Raw genomic sequence first — 21,282 nt, 5'->3', positions numbered from 1 at the left:
GGCAACCGCCCCGGGTGGGCCGCCCTGCACTCCCGGGAGGCCGTCCGTCCGACGGGCGTCAGTCGAGCAGGCTCCGGGCGTACTCCGCGCGCAGCCGGTCGTCTCCCAGGGCCTGGGCGGCCTCGGCGAGCACGGTGCGAATCTGCTGCGCACGGTGCTGGAGCGCCGGGTCGGGATGCCCCGCGAAGCGCAGCGGGTGGAACTCGGCGGCCAGCAGCTCGTAGGCGCGTTTGACCTCCTCGCCCCCCGCCGAGCGGGCCAGCCCCAGCACCGCGAAGTAGTCCGCGTCCTGGATCTCCTCGAACTTGGCTTCCAGGCGCCGGACGTCCAGCTCCGGCGGCAGGTCACCCGCGTCTTCATCCGTGGCGGGCTCCAGCGAGACGAGCCCCAGCGTCCGCGCCACCGCGAGCGACTTCAAGGCCGAGTCCTGCGGCAGCCCCGCGCCCAGGAGCAGCGCCTCCAGCGTGTGCTCTCCGTCCACCTGGGACAGGAGCTGGAGGTCCCGCGAAGGCAGGCCGAAGTCATCCGGGGCCAGGTGGATGTCGCCGCGCGTGACGCGCGCGCGCAGGCTCCCGGCGGCCTCCAGCAGGGATTCGGAGGTGAGGGTGTTGCGCAGGGCCTCGGCCAACAGGTGCAGCGGCGGACGCGTGGCGGCGGCGAGCGCCACCTCGTGCGGCGCCGGCTCCGGCACCAGGCGGTAGAGCGTCGAGGGCTCCGCCAGCGCGTCCAGGAAGACCTGCTCGGTGTAGCGCTGGACCAGGGGCACGGCTTCGGACTCCCGCAGGTAGCCCCGGCCCCGCAGTGCGTCCAGCAGCGCGGCCGTGGTGGCGCTGCGCACCAGCCGCAGCTCGCCTTCCTGCCGCGCGTCGATGAGCCCGTCCGCGCGGGCCCGGTCGACCAACGTCTCCCCCTGCGCGGAGGAGACGGCCCCCACAAGCGCCCCGTCCCGCAGCCAGAGGACGCGCAGGGCGTTCATCACCTTCAGCTCCAACCGCATCTCCATGCGGGCCTCACAGAGCCGGAGCACCAGCTTCGTCAGGCCATCCTGGGTGACGCTGCCACTGCGGGCCACGGCCAGCTCGGGTCTGCCGGGAGGTGCTTCCAGGGGCAGCATGGATGCCCGGGCCTGGGCGGCGGCTTCCTCCGCGTCTCGGAGCGCGCGCTCCTCCAGCTCCAGGCGCTCGCGTTCGGAGCGGGCCCGCTGTTCGGCGGACTCGGTGCGCAGTGCCTCCAGGGATTGCTCGAGGGACTCGCGTGCTTCACGCTCTTTCGCCAGGTTCTCTCGGGACTGCTGGTACTCCAGGCGGAGCTCGGCGAGCTCCTCGGAGATTCTGGTGTTCTCCGCGAGGAGCCGGGACTCGGACTCGCTGCGGGCGCGGGACTCTTCTTCGAGCCGGGATTCCAGGGTCGTGCGCTGCGTTGCCTCCGCGTCCAGGCGGACTTCGAGGGCCGTTCGGTGGCGGCCTTCGGCCTTCGCGCGGGCGGTCGCTTCGGCTTCGGCCTGGGCGGATTGCTGGACGCGAGCTTCGGCCTCGGCACGGCGCTTCGCCTCGGCTTCGGCTCGGGCTTCCGCCTCCTCGGCGGACTTCAGGGCAGCTTCGGCGCGGGCTTCCGCTTCGCGCCGTGCCTGGGACTCGGCTTCGGCTTGGGCGGCGGCGGTGACGCGGTGTTCTTCTTCCGTTCGGGCGCGGGCCTTCTCGGCGGCGAGGGACTCTCCTTCTCGCCGGGCCTGTGCCTCTGCTTCGGCGCGCTGCTGGGCCTCCTGCTCGGCGCGAGCTTCCGCTTCGGCACGGGCCTGCGCTTCGCGCTCGGCGCGGGCTTCGGCTTCGGCGCGGGCCTGCGCTTCACGTTCGGCTCGGGCTTCGGCTTCGGCGCGGGCCTGCGCTTCACGTTCGGCTCGGGCTTCGGCTTCGGCGCGGCGCTCCGCCTCCGCGGTAGCCTGTGCTTCCGCCTTCTCGCGAGCCTGGGTCTCCGCCTTCGCGAGCACCTCGGCTTCGGCGCGCAACGTGGCCTCGTGCTCGGCACGCGCCTCGGCTGCGGCTCGGGCCTCGGACTCACGAGAAGCACGCGTGTCCGCATCAGTTCGCGAGGACGCCTCGCTCTCCGCACGGACCTCGATTGCCGCACGCAACTTCGCCTCGCGCTCGGCGCGGGCCTCTATTTCGGACCGTGCGGCGACCTCTGCTTCGGCGCGGGCCTCGGCTGCGGCTCGTGCCTCGGCCTCGACTGCCGCGCGGGCTTCGGCTTCTTTCAGCGCAGCCGTCGCGCTCTCAGCTCGGGCTTCGGCTTCTTTCAGCGCAGCCGTCGCGCTCTCAGCTCGGGCTTCGGCTTCTTGCAATGCGGCTTCTGCGCCCTCAACTCGGGCCTCGGCTTCTTTCAGCGCAGCTGTCGCGCGCTCAGCTCGGGCTTCGGCCTCAAGTCGTGCAGCGGCGTCTTGCTCCGCTCGAGCTTCGGCCTCCGCCCGGGCCGCAGCCTCGCGGTCAGCCTGTGCCTCTGCGTTTGCACGTAGCTCCGCTTCTTGCTGAGCCCAGGCTTCCGCCTTCTCCGCGCGGGCCTCTGCGTTCGCACGGGCCTCCGCTTCCTGTCCGGTGCGCGCATCAGACTCGGAGGTGACGCGGGCTTCCGCCGCCTGGCGAGCCAACGCCTCGGCTTCAGCACGCGCCTCAGCTTCCACGCGCGCCGTGGCCTCAACCTCGGCCCGGGCTTCAGCTTCCACGCGCGCCGTGGCCTCAACCTCGGCCCGGGCTTCTGCCTCGGCACGCGCCGTTGCTTCAATCTCGGCTCGGGCCTCGGCCTCGGCACGCGCCGTGGCGATGGACTCCAGACGCGCCTCGGCGTCCACGCGAGCCGCGGACTCCATCTCCGCCCGGGCATCCGCCTCAGCCAGAGCCGTCGCGACCGATTCCAACCGGGCGTCGGCTTCGGCGCGCGCCGTGGCCTCAATCTCCGCTCGCGCGGAGGCCTCGGCAAGCGCCGCCTCCGCTGACGCCAGCCGTGCTTCGGCATCCACACGGGCCGCGGATTCAATCTCGGCTCGGGCCTCGGCCTCGGCCAGCGCCGTGGCCACGGACTCCACACGGGCGCCCGCACCGAGCTCCGCCTGCACACGCGCCTCGGCGTCTGCCAGGGCCCGTGCAATCAGTTCCGATTGGGCTTCCGCCTCTGCCAACGCACGCGCCGCCAGCTCCGCGCGAGCCTCTGCCTCCGCCTGGGCACGCGCCGCCAGCTCCGCGCGGGCCTCTACTTCCTCAAGGGCTCGCGACAGGCGCTGCGCACGCGTGTCCGCTTCGAGCCGCGACTGGGCCTCCACCTCGGCGCGGGCCTCCGCGGCCTCGCGGGCACGGGCCTCCGCGTCGATGCGCGCTTCCGACACCGAGGTCAGGTCCTCGGCGGACTCGACCCGGCGCTCCGCGGCCTGACGCGCCTTGGACTCCGACTCGGCGCGAACCTCCGAAACGACGCGCCCCGCGGCCTCCGACTCCAGGCGCGCTTCGAGCGCCTGCAAGGCCTGCGTGCTCGCCGCAGCGCGAAGCTCCGCTGCCTCACGGGCCTGCGTCTCGGCCTCCGCGCGGGCCTCCGCGTCGATGGCCCGCAGCTCCGCCTCGGCGCAGGCATCCTCGAACCGGCGGACCTGGGCCTCGACCTCGGCGGTGAGCGTCTCGGCTTCCTCGCGGAGCCGGACTTGCGCTTCCAGTTCCTCGCGCAGCGCCGCGAGGTCGCCAGTCTCCTGCGCATCGCCCGCCAGGGCCGCCCTGGCGGCGCCCCTGGACGAAGGCGACTCCCGCTGACGGAGCCCTTCCAGCGCCGCTTCGGCTTCCGCCCGCAGCAAGGACTCCCGCGAGCGCTCCTCTTCTTCCGCCGCGAGCCGCTCCTGGAGCCCCTGGACCTGCCGCTCGAGTTCGCGGCGCAGCGCGGCTTCCCGCTCCAGCGCCTCGGTGACAGAGCTCACACGCGCGTGAGCTTCCTCGAGCTGGCGCTCCGCCTCCTCCTGCTGGGCTTGCCACTGCGCCATCAGCGCGGGGACCGCGAAGCCTCCGGCGCCTGGGGCAGGCGTCTCGGCGACGGGCGGCGCCTCTGGCGCGGGGCTCGACGCCTCCGCATCCGAGTCGAACCAATCCTCCCCGATGCTGCGAGGCTCCTCCTTCGGCGTCTCGGTGGACTCCTCGTCGAACCAGTCATCCCCCACGCCCGACGCCTGCGGCTCCTTGTCATCCCGGGACTGGGCTGACGCGGCTTGCAGCTCCGCCTCCAGCAACTCCCAGTTGGACGCGGAGACCGCCGCCGCGTCCGGCTCCTCAGCGGCCTGTTCCGGCTCCGGCGTGCCCGCGGGCTCACCGAGCGCCGCCTCCGTACCCCACGTGTCTTCCGTCTCCGATGACGGCGCTTGCAGCTCGGCGTCCGCCGCCTGCTCGGGCTCCGTGGACGGCGCCTCACCGGATACATCGCCCGCGCCATCCGCCCCCGAGCCCACGCGCCCCGCGTGCTCCATCTCGGGGTCCGGAGCCAGCTCCGTCCAGGGCGAGCCCTCCGTGCTCACGGAGTCGAAGGAAGGCCCGCCGCGCATGGCGGCCAGCTCCGCCTCCGCCGCGGAGAGGGCATCCCCCGCCGGGGCCACGGGCGTGTCGACGTCGAAGAACCCCTCATCGCCCAACCGAGGCGCCAGGGCCGCCGTGCGCATCGAAGGCTGAGAAACAGCCTCCTCCGTCCAGGCCAGTTGTCCCACCGGCGGAGCATCCTCGGTCGGCGCGGCGTCTTCTCCCTCAAGCCCCGCGGACGCGCCCTGCGCGTCGTCTCCGGCCGGCTCACCGTCCACCGACGAGCCCCAGTCCTGCCCCGGCGAAGACTCACCCCACCCATCCGCAGAGTCCGGAGCCAGCGCCGAGTCGATGGAGGCCATCGCCTGGGCTTCCACCTCCAGGTGCGCCCGCTCCATGGCGGTATCCAGGTCGCGCGTGCTCTGACGCTCGCGTTGCTGCGCCGCCTCGTGGGCGGAGCGCTCCGCGTCCGTCATGGCCGCCAGCTCCCAGTCCGTCTGGTGCAGCGGCGCCAGGTCCCCGAAGAGCGCATTCGCCAGCGCGGGGTCGCCCGCCACCGAGGGCGGCGGGGTCGCGTGCCAGGACTCCATCTCCGACCCCGTGGCCTCCGAGACACCACCACCCGACGGAGGCAGCTCCCGGTTCTCCACCACGTGCCAGGCGTCCGCATCCGCGGGGGCCTTGACCAGCGAATCCACCAGCTCGACGAAGGCCGCCCCCTCCAGGGGCAGCTGGGCCACGGGGGCGCTGAAGCCAGGGATGGACTCGCCCAGGAGCAGCACCCGGGCCGACTTGCCATCCGGATGCTGGAGCAACTCCTCCAGCACGAGGTGGCCCCGGCCACTCTCCACGCCGGGCGCGAGCACGAGCAGCACGGGCAGGTGGTGCCCGTACGCAATGAGGGCATCCGCGGCGGAGGTGGCGAGGATGACCTCGTACCCTTCACGCGTGAGCAGGCGCCGCACGGCGGCGATATTGGCGATGTCGTCGTGGACGAGAAGAACCGGTGCGCCCATGGGGGGGCACCGAGTCTACAGCATGGCCCCCGGATCCACGTCGATCACGACCTTCACCGCGGAAGGAACATCGACCAGGGCCGCTTCCAGCCGGGCGAGCAGCGGGGCGAGCGCCGTATGCGTTGGCCCCTTCAAGAGGAGCTGCCAGCGCGTCTTGCCACGGATGCGGGAGATGGGGGCCAGGGCCGGCCCCAGCATGCGGACCCCGGCGGACGCAGGGGGCATGTGCCGGGAGACGATGTTCCCCAGGGAGCGCGCCACACTGGCCGTCTGTTCGGGGTGCTCCCCCTCCAGGCGGACGGCGGCCATGCGTGAATAGGGAGGGTAGGCCAGCGCCTTGCGCCACTCCAGTTCTTGATTGGCGAAGCCGTCGAAGTCGTGGGCCAGCACGCGCCGTACCGGCTCCGCGTCCGGATTGTAGGTCTGCACCAGCACCCGGCCCGGGTCCTTGCCCCGGCCCGCGCGGCCGGACACCTGGGTGAGCAAATGGAAGGTGCGCTCGGCGGCACGGAAGTCCGGGATGGAGAGGGATGTGTCCGCCATGACGACACACACCAGCGTCACGCCTGGAAAGTCGTGCCCCTTGGCCACCATCTGCGTGCCCACCAGGACATCCAGCTCCCGGCGCGCGAACGAGGCCAGCATCTCCGTCAGCCGCTCGGCGCTGCTGGCCGAGTCCCGGTCCAACCGGGCGACGCGCGCGGCGGGGATGCGCTCCAGCACCTCCGCCTCCACACGCTCGGTGCCGATGCCCAGCTTGAGCATGGGGCCCGTGCACTCCAGACACTGCTCCGGCACCGGCATGGCCAGGCCGCAGTAGTGGCACACCACCCGGTTCTGCGAGCGGTGGTGCGTGAGGCACACGTCACACTCGCTGCACTTGAGCGACAGGCCGCACACCTCGCACAGGAGGACGGTGCTGTGGCCCCGGCGGTTGAGGAAGAGGATGACCTGCTGACCGCGGCCAATCGTCTCCGCCATCGCCTCCAGCAACGGAGGACTGAGGATGGGCGCCTCTTCCGTCACCACGCCCTCGCGCGGACGCTCCACGCGCAGGTCCACCAACTCGATGGTGGGCATGGGCCGATCATCCACGCGGTGCTTCAGCTCCAGGAGCTGGTAGCGCCCGCGCTTCACGTTCTCCAGCGTCTCCAGCGCGGGCGTGGCCGACCCCAGCACCACCACCGCGCCGGCCTGCTTGCCGCGCACGACGGCCAGGTCGCGCGCCTGGTAGCGCAGCTTCTCCTCCTGCTTGAAGGACGGGTCGTGCTCCTCGTCCACGACAATGAGCCCCAGGTTGTCCACCGGCGCGAACACCGCCGAGCGCACGCCCACGGCAATCTTTACGTCGCCGCGGCGCAGCGCCTGCCAGTGGAAGAGCCGCTCCCGGTCCTTCAGCGCCGAGTGCAGCACCGCCACCTCCGCGCCGAAGCGGCTGCGGAAGCGGCCCACCAACTGCGGCGTCAGCGCGATTTCCGGCACCAAGATGAGGCTGCCCTTCCCCAGCGACAGCGCATGCTCGGCCGCGCGCAGGTACACCTCTGTCTTCCCGCTGCCGGTGACGCCGTGCAGGAGGAAGGGCTGGAAGGTGGCCGCGTCCAGGGCCGCGCGCAGCACCACGCCCGCCGCGTCCTGCTCCGGCGTGAGGTGGTCCGGACGGCCCTGAATCAGGCCCTCCTTCACGCTGGCCTCCACCGTCTTCTCCTCCAGCCGGGCGAAGCCGCGCGTGGCCAGCTTCTTCAGCGTCTCTCGCGCGCCTGGAATCGCGTGGGCGACCTCTTCCAGCGGCGCGCTGCCTCCCACGGCCAGCAGATACGCGAGCGCGGCGGACTGGGCGGGCGCGCGCGACAGCTCCGGCGGCACCTCGTTGACGAGCGCCACCGCGAAGTGCTGCACGTCCGGCCTGGCTTCCTTCTCATCCACGGCCTTCGACAGGCCGGGCGGCAGCGCGCCGCGAATCACCTCACCCAGCGGATAGCGGTAGTGCACGGCCGCGAAGCGCAGCAGCGCGATGAGGTCCTTGGGCAAGGACGGCGAGTCCTCCAGCACGCGCTGGACGGCCTTGAGCCGCACCTTCTCGCTAGTCGGCGGAGATGCGGGCCCCAGGTAGAAGCCCAGCGCCGTACCCCGGCCGAAGGGCACCAGCACGCGCTGCCCCGGCTCCAGGCGGCCCGCCAGCTCGTCCGGCAGGGTGTAGGTGAACTCGCCCCGGACGGGGCGGCCAACGGCGATGGAGGCCAGGACGGGAGTGCTCACTTCGGCGCGCACTGTAGCGGCGACGGCGGGCTCGGACAGTTCCCGGCGGCTTTTCACACCGGAGGTGCGCACCGCCCTGGAACCCCGCGTCGTGGGGGCCTTCGCGGGCGCCGCGTCCGCCCCGCTCCACAAGGGTCGCTGTTCCATGACACTCCCTTCAACCACCACCCCGGCCCCATCCGTCCTGCTACCGGGGTCCACAGTGCGCGAAGGGTCTGACATTCCCCGCCGGGTCCCGCCCGTGAGACGAAACCCGGCGTGTCAGGAGGCTACTTCGGGGCTCAGGCCCCGGTGACCTTCTTCCACGAAGGACGGCTCCGGACGCGCTCCCACCAGGCCGCCACGTTCGGGTATTTGCCGACGAGCTCCGCGCCGCCCGCGGCGACGAAGAAATCCATGTAGGGCATCCACGTCACCTCGGCGAGCGAGAAGCCGTCTCCCGCCAGGTACTGCTGCTTGCCCAGCACCGGCTCGATGATGCCGAAGACGCGCTCGACGCCCTGCAGGCCCTCGCTGATGCGCGCCTCGTCCGGCGTGCCGCCGCCCATCACCTTCTTGAAGAGGCGCTCCCAGATGACCTTCATCGCGGAGGGCGAGAAGTAACACTGCTCCACGCTGATGAACTGCTCCATGCGCGCGTACGCATGCACGTCGGACGGCGTCAGCGAGGGCCCCGGCAGCTTGCGGTCCAGATAGCGGATGATGGCGCGCGACTCGTAGAGCTTGAAGCCGTCATCGTCCTCGAAGGCGGGGATGACGCCGAAGGGGTGGTGCTCCATGTACGCGGGGCTCTTCTGCTCCCCCTTCGTGAGGTCGACGACGACAAGCTCCGCCTCCTGGCCCTTCTCCGCCAGGGTGGTGAGGACCGAACGCGTGGCAGTGCTCATCGGGAGGCCGTACACCTTCATGGGACATTCCTCTGCGTGGCGAGCCGGGGAAAGTCCCGGCCAGGCGGGGCCAGACTCTTCATGGCCGCCGCCAGCGCCGCAAGGAATTCAGGAAAGTGGCGGCATTGACTACAGGGTGAAGAGCGAGTCGGGCAGGCTGGCCCGGTTGTCCCCCTTCAAGGCGGTGAAGCGCAGGTTGCGCTGACCGCCGCGCCACACCTCGATGGTGCGGGGCAGCCACTCTCCCGTGGCGGGCGAGTTGTAGTCCAGGAAGCGGACGTCCCAGGCCGTCCCCGACGCGTCCGAGTAACGCAACCGGGCCGGGCGGAAGGAGTCCTTGTAGACCCAGAACTGCGGGCGGCCCTCGGCCATGTCGCCGATGACGTAGGCCACCTCGCCGCCGAAGCGCGCCAGTCCGGTCCGCCCCGTCTCGATGCCCAGGTTCTGGAGGTGGCGAATCACCGCTTCCTTCAGCTCCTGCACGTTGCCGCTGCCCGTGGCGAGCAGCGGGCACACCTGCGCGACGAGCGCCGACATGGAGGGAATCTCGGTCCCCTGCACGCGACGGCGGCCACCCGACTGGACCACCGCGGATTGGGCGTTGCCGTCGGGCACGGAGGCCTCGAAGCGGCAGCGGCCGGGCACGCGGATGGACAGCACGCCGTCACCCTGCACCTCCGGGCGGTCCGTGGGCGTCCCCAGCGCTGCGCCGGCCTCCTTGACGGCCGGACCTCCGAAGCTGAGGGAGCCTTCCACGCGCAACGTGGACAGCCTCAGCTCGGCGCGCTCCGCCGACATGCGGCGGATGATGGAGCTGCCGGGCAGCACGTAGGCCGCCGCGGCGAAGGAGACCAGGACAGCGAGGAGTGCAACGGTGCGCTTCACGGCTTCTCCGTCTTCACGACTTCACGCATGTACTCGAGCAGCCCGGCACGCAGGTCCGGACGCTTGAGCGCGTAGGCGATGTTGGCCTTCAGGTACCCCACCTTGTCGCCCGCGTCATAGCGCTGACCCTTGAAGCGGTAGCCGAGCAGCCCCTTCGACTGCTGGAGCGTGGCCAGGCCATCGGTGAGCTGGATTTCACCGCCCACACCCGGCGTCTGGTTCTCCAGAATGGGGAAGATGTCGGGCGGCAGCACGTAGCGGCCGATGACGGCGAGGTTGGAGGGCGCGGTGCCCTTCTTCGGCTTCTCCACGATGCGGTCGATGCGCATGACACCATCACCCAGGTCCGTGCCCGCGGCGATGCCGTACATGTGCGTCTCACTCTCCGGCACTTCCATGAGCGCGATGACCGCCTGGTTGTACTGGCGATACACCCGAGCGAGCTGGCGGATTCCCGGCTCCTCGGCGTCAATCATGTCGTCGCCCAGCAGCACGCCGAAGGGCTCGTCGCCGATGACGCTCTTGGCGCACAGCACCGCGTGGCCCAGTCCCTTGGGCTCCTTCTGACGGATGCTGACGACGCGCACGAGGTCCGCGATGGCGCGCAGCTTGTCGGCCTCGGACTCCTTGCCGCGCGCACGCAGCGTCGTCTCCAGTTCGAAGCCGATGTCGAAGTGGTCCTCGATGGCGCCCTTGCCGCGGCCATTGATGAGGACGACATCCTCGATGCCGGCGGATACCGCCTCTTCCACGATGTACTGGAGCGTCGGAGTATCGACGATAGGCAGCATCTCCTTGGGAACCGCCTTGGTCGCCGGCAGGAAGCGCGTGCCCAGGCCGGCTGCCGGGATGACACACTTGCGGATGAGGGGCTCTACCTTCGAGGTTTTGGAGGCCATGAGGGCTGGGAATCTATTGATGGCCCCTGACCCCATCAAGCTGGATAGGATGGACTTGTCATGTTGCTTCGCGCCTTGGTGCTGATTGCCCTTTGTGTGTCCACTACCGCTCTGGCGCAGCCCGCCGAGGACCTTCGCGATGTCATGAGCGCACGCGCCTATGGCATGGGCGGCGCCTACCGGGCCCTGGGGCTGGGCACGGATGCCATCATGGGCAATCCCGCGGCGATGGTCCTCTACCCGTCCTACCGGGTCGAAGGCACCGGCGCGTGGGATACGCGGCGGAAGGAAGGGTTGCTGGGCGTCTCCGTCGTCGACGCCGCCACGAGCCGCCTGGGGATGGGCGTGGACTACCACTGGGTGAGCGTGGGGCGCGGCGGCGCGCGCGCCAGCGCCCACCTCAGCTCGATGGGCGTGGGACTGCCCATCAGTCAGGCGCTCATGCTCGGCGCCACGGTGCGTTATCTGCGCATGAGCGGCCAGTCGCGGTTCGCCAACTCCGTCACCGGCGACGCGGGCCTGATACTCCGGCTGTCGCCGTCACTGATGGCGGGCTTCTCCGCGCACAACATCGTGGACACTGGCAATGAGGAGCTGACGCGCTACTACTCGGCGCACGTCGGGGTGATGACGGGGCTGCTGACGCTCGCAGGCGACGTGCGCGCGGACTTCACGACGAACGACACCAGGACGTTCACGTACCACGGCGGTCTGGAGTACATCCTGGGCGAGCTGTTCCCGGTGCGCATGGGCTACTCCTACGACGGCTTCACGCGGACGTCGCAAATCAGCACGGGGCTCGGCTTCATGTCCGAGGGCGGAGGCGGCCTGGACTTCGGCTACCGCCACGACCTGGGCGGCCCCAAGGGGCGCATGCTGGCGCTCACCATCAAGCTGAACATGAACTGAGTCAGCGCGGCGCCCGGAGCGGCAGGTAGCGCTCCGACGCGGCGAAGCGCAGCAGCTCCACCAGCTCCGCCTCGTTGCCCCGGCGCGTCCGCAGGACGGACAGCGCGGGGCCAATGCTTCCGCAGGCCACCAGGCCCGCGCGGTTGGCGGAATCCCGCGCGGCGTCTGCGAGCGCCGAAGCCTTGAAGTTCTGGGTGCCGGGCTCCAGCAAGGCCATGGCGCGCTCCAGGGCGCGCGGCGACAGGGACTCGCGCACCACGCGGGCCTCGGCTCCGGAGGCACGCGGGTCCTTCAGCACGGTGGCCAGCAGCGCCAGGGCGCGGAGGAGCTGGCCCCCCTTGAGGGCCCGGAGCGCGAGCAGGTCCGGCGACAGGGACAGCAAGGCGCGGCCCACGTGGAAGCGCAGCTCCGGGAGCGGCATGGGCTCACGCAGCAGGAGCCGGCCCACGAGGAGGCGCGGGTGGCCCGCGTGCACGGCGGTGAAGGGCGGGCCGTCGTCCTCTGCGAGCACGAGTTCGGGCAGGTGGACGTCCAGCATCCGCGCGGCGGTGTGCAGCGCGTCGAGCACGGCGGGCGCGCAGGGGCCCGCGGTGGCGCGCAGCAGCTCCGAGGAACCGGCGGCGCGGCCCTCCGCTGGGAACAGGCGGCAGAGCGCGATTCCGGTGCAGGCCAGCAGTTCGCCCGAGGGCGTGCGCAGACCAGGGTGACGCAGGCCAGCGCGCTCGTCGGAGGTCAGCGGTGGACGCTGGCCGCGCGGCGCGGGAGTTTCGAGCCCGTCGAGCGCATCGGCGATTTCGCGCATGAGCGAGGCACGCGCCGGGTCTCCTCGCTGGTCGAAGTACTCGGCGAGGAGTCGATAGGGCTTCGCGTCGAGCGGGCGCTCTCGGATGTGCCGGAAGGCATCGGGCTCGGTGTCCGGTGGCGGCACATAGGCGGGCGCGGGTGATTCGCGCGGGTCCATGACGCCGGGGACCGGCCGCGGAGGCTCGGGCGCCGCGGGTGGCTTCGCGATGAACGTGCGGCCCGGCGCCGGGGCGGAAACCGTGCCCTCCGGGCGCGCGCGGACGACGCGGCGCACCGGGTCCATCCGGCCGGGCGGCGCTTCCCAGGAGATGACGCGGGTCTCCGGGACGGGGGCATCACCGAGGTCCATGACCTCGCCTGTGATGAGGTCGGTGGCCCGAGGACGCTGGGCTCGGGCCTCCGCGTCGCGAGAAGCGGGCCCTTGCTCCGCTTCACTTCCGGACGCGGCGGCGCGTGGCGCGGCCTTGTCTCCGCGCGAGGACGCGGGGGAGCGTTGAGCAGCCGGCGCCTTGGGGGAGACGGCGGCGTCCGCGGACTCGGCGGGAGCGCGTGGCGGCGGGGCTGCTGTGTTGCCTGGGGATGAAGGCGGGTTGCGGGCCTCGCCCCTGGGAGGCGACGCGGCTGCACGTGCTTCTGCCTTGGGTGGCGATGCGGCGAAAGCTTCCACGGGAACGCGCGGTTCGCCTTGCGCTGGCGAGACGGTGGCACGCGCCGCGCCCTTGGGAAGCGGCGCATCCGCGGCCAGCGCACGCGGTTCACCTCGCGCCCCAGCGTCCACTTCAGACGGGGCCTCGCGGCCGGAACGGGCCTCCCGCCTCCCCTTCCGCCCCGAAGAGGCGGGCTCCGGCGAAGCCTTGCGGCCCTGCTCCACCGCGGCGCCCGGAGGATTTCTCCCGACTTCATCGCGGGGTGGCTCCACGCTTTCGGACGCGGGTGGAGCAACCCCGATGTCCGTGGTGGACGCCTCCTCGTTGGCGAGGCGCTGGAGGTTTCCGGACGATTGCGTCAGCACCGGGGGCGCCGCGATGAGTGACGCACGAGGGCCGCTCGACTCACGGCGAGGAGCCGCGGAGCGTGGCGGCTCGGGAGGCGGCACTTCACGCTCTACGCGGGCCTGGCGGATTCCCTCCGCCCGGCGGGCGTAGACCTGCGCGCGCTCGGGATTGCCCATCACCTCGCGCCACAGACGCGCGAGCCGGTCCCAGGTGCGCTCCCGCTCCTCCTCGTCCTCCATGGCGGTGGCCGCGTGCTCCAGGGCCCAAGCCGCCTCGCCCAGGTGGTCGCGTTCGAGGAGACGCTCCACGAGCATCAGCCACGCTTCCTTGTGGCCCGGCTCGTAGCGCACGGCCTGACGCAACTCCTCGAGCGCGGCATCGGCGTCACCCTGGGCATCCAACGTGGCGACCAGCTCCAGCCGGGCCTGACGCGCGGCGGGCCCTCGGGCTTCACGGGCGAGCTGCGCACGCAGAAGCCGGCTGAGCACCGTCGTGTCGCCGAGCTTTCGCGTCAGCGTCGTGAGCTGCACGCGCGCCTGCTCGCTGTCGGGACTCTCCGTGAGCACCTCGCTCCAGGCCCACTGCGCGAGCCGCAAATCGCTCAGCGACTCCTCCGCGACCTGGGCCAGGACGCGCAGCGCTTCCACGCGGTCCAGCGCACGGCGTGGTGCCGCCGCCAGTGCCACCCGGAGCCGTTCCGCGATGGACGGACGTTCCGCGTCCGACACGCAGCGGAGCATCCCCGCGAGCACGGGAAGCAGTCCGGGCGCGGAGGACTCCGCCGCCTCGAAGTCCGCGCGAGCCTTCTTCAGCTCGCCCATGTGGAGCCAGCGCTCGCCCCGCGTGAGCAGAGCCCCCGCGCGTGCGCGGCCAGCGGGCGCGCGCCGGATGGCCTCGTCCAGCGCACGGCGCACGAGGGACGCGTCCCCTCTCGCGGCGAGCAACCGCACCTGATCTCGAAGCGCCGCGCGGTCCCCCGTCAGCTCCACGATTTCCCGGTACATGCGCGCGGCGCCCGCGGGGTCGTGGAGCTCGTTCTCCATCACCTCCGCGAGGCGCGCCAACGCATCGGCGCGCAGGGACGCGTCCTTCGCCCGGTCCGCCCGCTTGAGGTAGAGCTGAGCCAGCTCGGCCCAGGCCCGTCGAGCGATGAGCTGGGCCTCGACCTTCCGCGAGCGGGTCAGCTCCTCGGTGTCTTCTTCCCGAGGCCCCGCGCTCGCCTCGGAAGCGCGGCCTTTCTTGTTCGGTGCATCGCCAGAAGCCGAGGCGAGCGCGGCCTCCAGCTCCGCCAACGACACCTCCATGGTGCCTGAGCGGGCATCCGGCTCGGGTGCGGCACTGGACGTGATGGGCGGAGGCAGCGCCTCGGACGGGGGCGGGGTCTTCCGCCGCTCGCGCTTCGAAGAGGAAGGAGTCTGCTGGCGCGGTGGAGGACTCGATACGTCAGCGCCGACGAGAAAGGGCTGTGCCTCCGAAGTGACTTCACCTTCGTCGTCGAAGCGAGCGACCCGCGCGGGCACGGGCGCGTCGTCGTCTGGGGCATCGGCCCAAGGCACGGGCAGTGGCGCGCGCCCCGGAACAAACGTCTTGGCCACACCTGGAGACGGGGGCACGGCGACGTCCCCTAGCGCGGGCATCTCCACTTCCGTTTTGCGCGCCTCGAAGTCAAATGCCCTCGGTGGCACAACCACCGCCGGCATTTCCACGACAGTCTTGGGTGCTTCGGCAGCAGAGGTGCCACGGGGAGTCACCGAGGGGAGTTCCACCGCCGGCATCTCCAACACCGTCTTGAGCGATTCAGTGAGTGGCGCCTTCACGGGCGATGGACGCGCATCGGCATCGGGCAGCGCTTCGCCCCCCTTGGACGAGGCCGTCGCGCGCACATCAGGCCCAGGCGGCGAGAGCGAACTCGACACAGGCTCACGTTGTTCCGAGACGGGCGGAGCTTCCGCCTGAAGCCCCTCCGCGCCGCGCTCAGGTAACGCGGTCGCAGGCGCTCCTCCACCAGCCTCTGGGCGCTGCGACACCGAAGGCTGCGAACGTGCCTCCGCCGCACCGACCGTGGAAGCTGACGCCGAGGGCGCCCTCGCGGAGAGCGGCGGCCCCACCACGGTTTCGATGAGGTAGACGGCGTCGTCGTTCTCCCAAGAGGCCGCTGCCTGCGTGCCTTCTTTCCGCGCTGGGAGCTTCGCCAACACACCCTGCCCATCCTCATCCACCTTCGGCACGCTCGCACCAGCGTCAGGCACCGCCTTGCCCTCGATGCGCGCACGCAGCACCTGGAGCACGCGCTGGGCACGCCGGTCATCGGGCCATTCCACCAGGAGGGCTTCGAGCGCGGCGGCGGCACGCGGCAGTTGGTCCACCCGTCGCAGTACCCGCGCGAGCTGACGCCGGACCGCGCGCCTGCTGGAGACCACCGTGGGCGCCACCTCCAGCAGGGTGATGGCCGCCGCCTCGGTGCCCGCCAGCAGCGCCATGCGCACAATCCCGGCGGCCAGGCGCGGCGTCATCGGAAGGGTCCGGCTGGCGCGCGCAAGCTCTCCGAACGCGCGCGCGGCGGAGCCCTCTCGCAACTGCCGAGCCGCGGACCGGAAGTGCCGGTCCACCCCTTCGCTGACATCCTCCGCGGGCTTGACGTCGGACGCGCCGGGCTGCAGCGCCTCCTGTCGGACCGCTGCGGGCTCCGGCGTGCCGGCGTTCCTGCCGTTTCTCACGCCACCCATGGGTGCGGCAGTCTACACACAACGATGCCCGTTCCGGCTGTTACTGTCCTCCTCCCCGCGCGAAACGCCGAAGCCACCGTGGCCCGCGCCGTCCGCAGCCTCTTGACGGGCACCTTCCGCGACCTCCGAGTGTTCGCGGTGGACGACGGCTCCACGGACGGTACGCGTGAAGTGCTGACCGACCTGGCGGCGAGCGACTCCCGCGTGGAAGTCCTTGACGGCCGAGGCCGTGGCCTGGTGGCGGCGCTGAACCTGGCGCTGCGTGAAGCCACCTCCCCCTACGTCGCCCGGATGGACGCGGATGACGAAGCCCTTCCCAAACGCCTGGAGGCAAGCCTCACCGCCCTGGAGGCGGAACCCGGGTTGGCCGGCGTGGGCACAGCCGTGGAGCTGTTCCGGGATGACAAACCCGTGAGCCCCTCGCTCCAGGCCTATGCCACGTGGCTCAGCGGGCTGACCACCGCAGAGCGACTCGACCGGGAGCGCTTCATCGAAAGCCCCCTGTGCCACCCTTCCGTCTGCCTGCGCCGGGACGCCCTGGTGGCCGCGGGAGGCTGGCAGGACGGCGACTTCCCGGAGGACTACGCGCTGTGGCTGGAGCTGCTGGACCGGGGCTTCGGGCTGCGCAACCTGCCCGAGGTATTGCTTCGCTGGCGCGACAGCGACGGGCGGATGACACGCACGGACCCGCGCTATGCCGTCAAGCGCTTCTTGTGGACGAAGGCGCGCTACCTGATGCGAGGCCGTGGCCCCCTGGCGGACGGGCGCCCCTGCACGGTGTGGGGCGCGGGCCCGAGCGGCAAGACGCTGACGCACTTCCTCCACCAGGAAGGCGTCCGCGTGCGGCGCTACGTGGAGGTCCACCCTCGCAAGGTGGGCACGCGCATCCATGGCATCCCGGTCATCTCCCCCCAGGAGCTCGGCGCCCCCGGGGATGGACACCTGCTGGTGTGCGTGGGCGTCCGCTGGGCCCGCGCGGAGATTCGCGAGGACCTCATCGGACGGGGCTGGGTGGAGGGCCGCGACTTCACCTGCGCGGCGTGAGGACTCAGTCGGCGCCACGAATGGCGCCCGAGGGCGCCGGCACGCCAGCGGCCAGGAAGAACCGCATCAGGTCCTCCGGCACCGGCGCCTCGATGCGCAGCAGCTTGCCCGTGCGCGGATGTCCCAGCTCCAGCGCCTGGGCATGCAGCAAGCACCGCGCTACCTCCACGCCTTCCGCCCGGGCCGCGCCGCCGTAGCGTGAGTCCCCCAGAATCGGAGCGCCCAGCGCCGTCAGGTGCGCGCGGAGCTGATGCGTCCGGCCCGTGTGCGGCAGCAGCTCGACGACGCAGAACGCCGGCCCCGATGACAGCGTGTGGAAGTCCGTCAGCGCGGGGACACCATTGGCCGCCCGGGTCGCCCGCCAGCGGCCAGGGCGCGACGGGTCCTTGGACAGCGGCAGGTCCACCGTGCCCGACGGGGGCAAACCCGGCCCGGTGGCCGCGACATAGCGCTTTCGCGCCCGTCCCTCCCGGAACTCGGCCGCCAGCGCCGACGTGGCCTCCGCCGTCTTCCCGAACACCGTCACGCCGGACGTCTCCCGGTCCAGGCGGTGCACCAACCCCGCGGGGCGTCCCAGCTTCGCCCCCACCAGGTCCACCAGGCTGTCCCCCACGCGCCCCTCGGTGGGCTGCGCGGACACGCCGGCCGGCTTGTCTACCGCGATGACGTCCGCGTCCTCGTACAGCACACGCAGCTCGGGGGCGGGGGGCGCCTCGGACAGGGGGCTCTGCCCGCCCTCCTCCAACACCACCGTCACCACCTGCCCAGCCGTCAGCCGCGCATTCGCATCCCGGCTCCGCTTGCCCGCCACGTAGACGGCGCCCACCTCCACCAGCCCCCGTGCCCCCGGTTCGGGCAGTCCCAATTCATCCGCGACCGCGCGGGCCACGGCCTTCCCCACCAACGCCCCTTCCACCCGGAACGTCCGGCGCTTCATGCCGCCACCTCACCCACCGGGCGGACAGCCTCAGCGTACGAGCCCGCGCCATGCGCCACGTGCCCCGGCACGCCGCCCCCCATCCCTGTGTCCACCGCAGATGTCATGCGGCGGCACTCTACGCGCGCATGGCCCTTTCGCGCCGCCCGCTTCCTGTTACCTTCCGCGCCCCCATGGACCGTCCCCTGCACTCCGTCCGTACGCGGCTGGACGACTTCCTCGCCGAGCTCGCCACGCTGAACTACCGGCAAGGCGCCGGGCTCGCGCTGGATGTTTCCCCCAGCCAGCTCCACGCCTCCTTCCCCGAACTGTCGTCTCCGGACACCTTCGCCGCCGCCAACGAGGCGCTCGCCAAGGCCCAATCGAAGAACGAGCCCCTCACCGTCCGCCGCATCCGACTGGTGCGTGAGCTGGTGGCCTCGCACGTCGAGGACGCGCTCGCCGCCCGTCACGTGGAGGCCATTGCCTCGCTGGAGGCCGAGGCCCGGCTGATGGCGGACGACCAGACCTGCTCCTTCGGCGAGGCGCTGGGCCGCATTCCCCACGAGTCCGCCCGGGGCCGCCGCGCCCTGCTGGAGCGCGCCACCGGCGAGTTCCTCTGGCAGAACCGCACCCGTTACGGGGACCGGCGCGATGCGGCCCTGCACACCGCGGAGCAGCTGGGCGCGAAGAACTACCCCGCCCTGCGCCAGGACGTCACCGGCATCGACTTCGCCAGGCTGGCCGAGTCCGCCGCGACGTTGCTCGCGCGCACGGAGGACGCGTACCGCGACGTGCTCGCCTACGTCCTCAAGAAGGTGGACCCGCTGCTGCGTCCACTGCCCGGCGGAGAGGCCCGCAGGCATGACCTGCAGGCCGCGCTCCAGGCCCCGTGGATGGACGGCCTCTTCCGGCGCGAGGACGCCTTCCCCGCCGTGGTGCGCTGGCTGGGCGAGTGGGGCCTGACGCCCAACGCCGGAGGCCGCATCCGCATCGACGACGAGGCCCGGCCCGGCAAATCACCGCGCCCCTTCGTCGCCGTGGTGCGCGTGCCGGACGACATCCGCCTGGTGCTCCAGCCTCGCGGCGGCATCGACGGGCTGGCCAGCCTGCTCCATGAGATGGGCCACGCGCAGCACCGCGCCCACGTCTCCGACACGCTGCCCATGGAGCTGCGCCGGCTGGGCGACGCATCCGTGACGGAGGCCCACGCCGCCGTCTTCGAACGGCTGCTCCTGTCCCCCGAGTGGCTCAAGCGCTACCTCGGGCTGCCCACCGTGGCCGCGCGGGACACGGTGCGACTGGCCGCCTTCCAGGCCCTCACGCTGCTGCGGCGTCACGCGGCCAAGCTGACCTACGAGCTGTCCCTCACGCAGCGGGGCGCCTCCACGGAACGCGCGGACGAATACGCCGACGGGCAGCGCCGTGCGCTCTTCGTCGAGCCACACCCTGGCTTCTTCCTCCACGACGTGGACCCGCAGCTGTACGTGGCGCACTACCTTCGGTCCTGGGCCCTGGAGACCCAGCTCACCGCGCGCATCACGGAGCAGTTCAACGAGGACTATTGGAGGAACCCCGCGGCCGCCGCCTGGTTGAAGGGGCTGTACGCGCGTGGGGGCACTGACGATGCGGAAGGACTGGCCACGGAGACGTCAGGCACGCCATTGGCGTTGCCCGAGGCCGGGGAGCGCCTCGTGGCCATCCTCAACCGGTAGGGGACACCCGCGAGACGACTACTTCTTCTTGCGGAGCGCCCGGACAATCTTGTCCTTGGTGGGATTGGCGGCGGCATCCCGCGCGCGCGTGGCGGCGACGGGCTTGCTGCTGGCGGTGGCCGCGGGCTTGCCACCCGCACGAGCGCGCATCGCCTTCATCAGCTGCATCTCGATGAGGAGCAGCTCGTCGCCCAGCTCCTGGTTGTCACCAGCGGCACGGGGCAGCGGTGCACGGGTGCTGGAAGCGCCAGCACCGTGGCGCATACGCAGAACCTTCTCCTCTTCGGCCGAAAGCGTGCGCGCCTTCTCCAGCGCCGCTTTGACCTCCTTGGCCGTCACCGTGCTACTTCCGACCTTGCGCTCCATCGCCGCTCCCTTGCTGTGAAGCCCCGCTGAACATCCGAGCATGTCGGACGCGTCCGGGCCGCAACCGTCGAGGATTCTAGAGGACGCAAGAGTCAGCGCAAATTTTCTTCCAACATCTCGCTGCCGAGATGTAGCGCCGCTCCCACCACCGCCGTCCGGGATACCCCGGAGTCCCGGCCAGCCGTTCACCAGGCAACGGCGCCCGGAAAGGGCGCCGGAACCACGTGTCAGGTGCCCTCTTCGTCCTCGGGCTCCGGGGCCGCCTCCGGGCTGGCCGAATCCGAGTCCGAGGGCTTCTTGCGCTGGATACCGAAGGCGTCGAGCGCGTCGGCGATGCCCTGGGGCTTGTCCGCGTCCGGGAGGAAATCCTCGGGCGGCTGGAGCCGTGGGTCCTTGCCTACCTCAGTGAGGGCGGCCTCCAGCGTCAGGCGCAGCTCGGCCGCCTCGGGCGTCTTGTCGCCGGGCACGCCCATGCGCCCGTCCAGCCGGGCCTTGAGGACCACGGAGGTGGCGGAATCCACCAGCACCTCGCCGTCCAGCGAGCGCGGCAGGCGGTGGGCGAAGAAGTTGGCCCGGCGGACCGTCGTCTCGTCCGCGCCCCCCTTCTTGGCCTGGGGCATGGGCGGCAGGGGCCGGGACGCGTCCGCCTGGGCGGCGGGGGCCAGCGTCACCACGTAGCGCCAGGCCGTGCGGCCCTCATGGGTGACGGTGCCCTCGGGCGTCAGCTTGATGCGCCCCTGGAAGAGGCTGTCGAAGTCGCGGATGGCGCCGGTCAGCTCCGCGCGGGTGCGCTCGGCCATGCCTCGGTCGCGCAGGCGCTGGCGGAAAGGGCCGTACCGATTGCGGGCGAACACCTGCCCACCCACCCGCATCACCTCCAGGCCCTGGTCCCGGGAGTTCTCCAGCACGCCGTGGAAATCCCCGCTGACCCCGCCCGGGCCGGCGCGGAAGGTGCGCGTCTCGGTGAGCTTCACGGGGATGGAGGCCTCGGAGGTCCACTCGTACCCCAGCGTCGCCTGGTAGCGGTGGGGGCCCAGACGCTCGGTCACCTCGGCGGCGTCCATGCCCAGGATGCGGCGCGCCACCTGGGGGTTGTCCGCGACGTCCTCGGGGGGCAGTTTTTCCTTCGCGGACGCCACCACCTTGGGCGGGTCCTCCGGCGAGAAGATGCGTGCCTTGGCCGCCTTGTCGACCGGGTCCGAGCAGCCGGCGGCGGCCAGCGCCACGGCAAGGGTGAAGGCGGACTTTTTCAGACGACTCACGACTCCTCCGGGAGGGTACGACAAGGCCGGCAAGTTACGTGGGGCATACACGAGCAGCAAGCAGTGG

Annotated in this window: 12 protein-coding genes; 3 read left to right on the top strand and 9 right to left on the bottom strand. The window is 71.7% G+C overall.

What is annotated here, in order from left to right:
* Positions 1-58: 58 nt before the first annotated feature.
* From FL344_RS05580 to galU, 5 genes are all read right to left on the bottom strand, one after another.
* A complete protein-coding gene (locus FL344_RS05580) occupies positions 59-5,551 on the bottom strand; it encodes a DnaJ domain-containing protein (protein WP_141617791.1) in 5,493 nt (1,830 codons plus the stop codon).
* A gap of 15 nt (positions 5,552-5,566) precedes the next feature.
* Positions 5,567-7,954, bottom strand: a complete 2,388-nt coding sequence (gene priA, locus FL344_RS05575; protein WP_141617790.1) for a primosomal protein N' — start codon at positions 7,952-7,954, stop codon at positions 5,567-5,569.
* 134 nt (positions 7,955-8,088) lie between these two features.
* Positions 8,089-8,715 (bottom strand): glutathione S-transferase family protein, encoded by a 627-nt coding sequence (locus FL344_RS05570; RefSeq protein WP_011551544.1) that lies wholly within the window; start codon positions 8,713-8,715, stop codon positions 8,089-8,091.
* Between the two features lie 108 nt (positions 8,716-8,823).
* A complete protein-coding gene (locus tag FL344_RS05565) occupies positions 8,824-9,579 on the bottom strand; it encodes a hypothetical protein (RefSeq protein WP_090484501.1) in 756 nt (251 codons plus the stop codon).
* Positions 9,576-10,478, bottom strand: a complete 903-nt coding sequence (gene galU / locus FL344_RS05560; RefSeq protein WP_141591695.1) for a UTP--glucose-1-phosphate uridylyltransferase GalU — start codon at positions 10,476-10,478, stop codon at positions 9,576-9,578. Before galU ends, FL344_RS05565 begins: the two co-directional genes overlap by 4 nt.
* Positions 10,479-10,538: 60 nt before the next feature.
* Here galU and FL344_RS05555 point away from each other — a divergent pair, with 60 nt between their 5' ends.
* A complete protein-coding gene (locus FL344_RS05555; RefSeq protein WP_141617789.1) occupies positions 10,539-11,387 on the top strand; it encodes a hypothetical protein in 849 nt (282 codons plus the stop codon).
* A 1-nt stretch (position 11,388) separates the two neighbouring features.
* Here FL344_RS05555 and FL344_RS05550 read toward each other — a convergent pair whose 3' ends face one another.
* Positions 11,389-15,912 (bottom strand): hypothetical protein, encoded by a 4,524-nt coding sequence (locus tag FL344_RS05550; protein ID WP_141617788.1) that lies wholly within the window; start codon positions 15,910-15,912, stop codon positions 11,389-11,391.
* A gap of 24 nt (positions 15,913-15,936) precedes the next feature.
* Here FL344_RS05550 and FL344_RS05545 point away from each other — a divergent pair, with 24 nt between their 5' ends.
* Complete coding sequence (locus FL344_RS05545; RefSeq protein WP_141617787.1) at positions 15,937-16,956, top strand: glycosyltransferase family 2 protein; 1,020 nt, start codon at positions 15,937-15,939, stop codon at positions 16,954-16,956.
* A gap of 4 nt (positions 16,957-16,960) precedes the next feature.
* On the opposite strand, the gene FL344_RS05540 is transcribed toward FL344_RS05545, so the two are convergent.
* Positions 16,961-17,893, bottom strand: a complete 933-nt coding sequence (locus FL344_RS05540) for an RluA family pseudouridine synthase (RefSeq protein ID WP_141617786.1) — start codon at positions 17,891-17,893, stop codon at positions 16,961-16,963.
* A gap of 173 nt (positions 17,894-18,066) precedes the next feature.
* Between FL344_RS05540 and FL344_RS05535 the strand changes: the two genes are divergently transcribed.
* Entirely contained in the window at positions 18,067-19,587 is a 1,521-nt protein-coding gene (locus FL344_RS05535) for a peptidase M3 (RefSeq protein WP_194863000.1), read from the top strand.
* Between the two features lie 18 nt (positions 19,588-19,605).
* Here the strand turns inward: FL344_RS05535 and FL344_RS05530 are convergent, their stop codons facing one another.
* Both FL344_RS05530 and FL344_RS05525 read right to left on the bottom strand, forming a co-directional pair.
* A complete protein-coding gene (locus FL344_RS05530) occupies positions 19,606-19,953 on the bottom strand; it encodes a hypothetical protein (RefSeq protein WP_020477748.1) in 348 nt (115 codons plus the stop codon).
* A 227-nt stretch (positions 19,954-20,180) separates the two neighbouring features.
* Positions 20,181-21,215: a hypothetical protein gene (locus FL344_RS05525; protein ID WP_194862999.1), complete on the bottom strand. Its 1,035-nt coding sequence runs from the start codon at positions 21,213-21,215 to the stop codon at positions 20,181-20,183.
* Between the last annotated feature and the right edge of the window lie 67 nt (positions 21,216-21,282).

It is taken from the genome of Myxococcus sp. AB036A (genome assembly GCF_006547355.1).
Lineage (GTDB): Bacteria > Myxococcota > Myxococcia > Myxococcales > Myxococcaceae > Myxococcus > Myxococcus virescens.
The sequence above is the reverse complement of the archived record's forward strand: the minus strand, read 5'-3'. Positions and strand labels throughout refer to the sequence as shown.

Bases quoted from the DNA above. Each gene is read 5' to 3' on its own strand.
- FL344_RS05580 (WP_141617791.1), bottom strand. From the start codon at position 5,551: ATGGGCGCACCGGTTCTTCTCGTCCACGACGACATCGCCAATATCGCC.
- priA (WP_141617790.1), bottom strand. From the start codon at position 7,954: ATGGAACAGCGACCCTTGTGGAGCGGGGCGGACGCGGCGCCCGCGAAG.
- FL344_RS05570 (WP_011551544.1), bottom strand. From the start codon at position 8,715: ATGAAGGTGTACGGCCTCCCGATGAGCACTGCCACGCGTTCGGTCCTC.
- galU (WP_141591695.1), bottom strand. From the start codon at position 10,478: ATGGCCTCCAAAACCTCGAAGGTAGAGCCCCTCATCCGCAAGTGTGTC.
- FL344_RS05555 (WP_141617789.1), top strand. From the start codon at position 10,539: ATGTTGCTTCGCGCCTTGGTGCTGATTGCCCTTTGTGTGTCCACTACC.
- FL344_RS05550 (WP_141617788.1), bottom strand. From the start codon at position 15,912: ATGGGTGGCGTGAGAAACGGCAGGAACGCCGGCACGCCGGAGCCCGCA.
- FL344_RS05545 (WP_141617787.1), top strand. From the start codon at position 15,937: ATGCCCGTTCCGGCTGTTACTGTCCTCCTCCCCGCGCGAAACGCCGAA.
- FL344_RS05540 (WP_141617786.1), bottom strand. From the start codon at position 17,893: ATGAAGCGCCGGACGTTCCGGGTGGAAGGGGCGTTGGTGGGGAAGGCC.
- FL344_RS05535 (WP_194863000.1), top strand. From the start codon at position 18,067: ATGGACCGTCCCCTGCACTCCGTCCGTACGCGGCTGGACGACTTCCTC.
- FL344_RS05530 (WP_020477748.1), bottom strand. From the start codon at position 19,953: ATGGAGCGCAAGGTCGGAAGTAGCACGGTGACGGCCAAGGAGGTCAAA.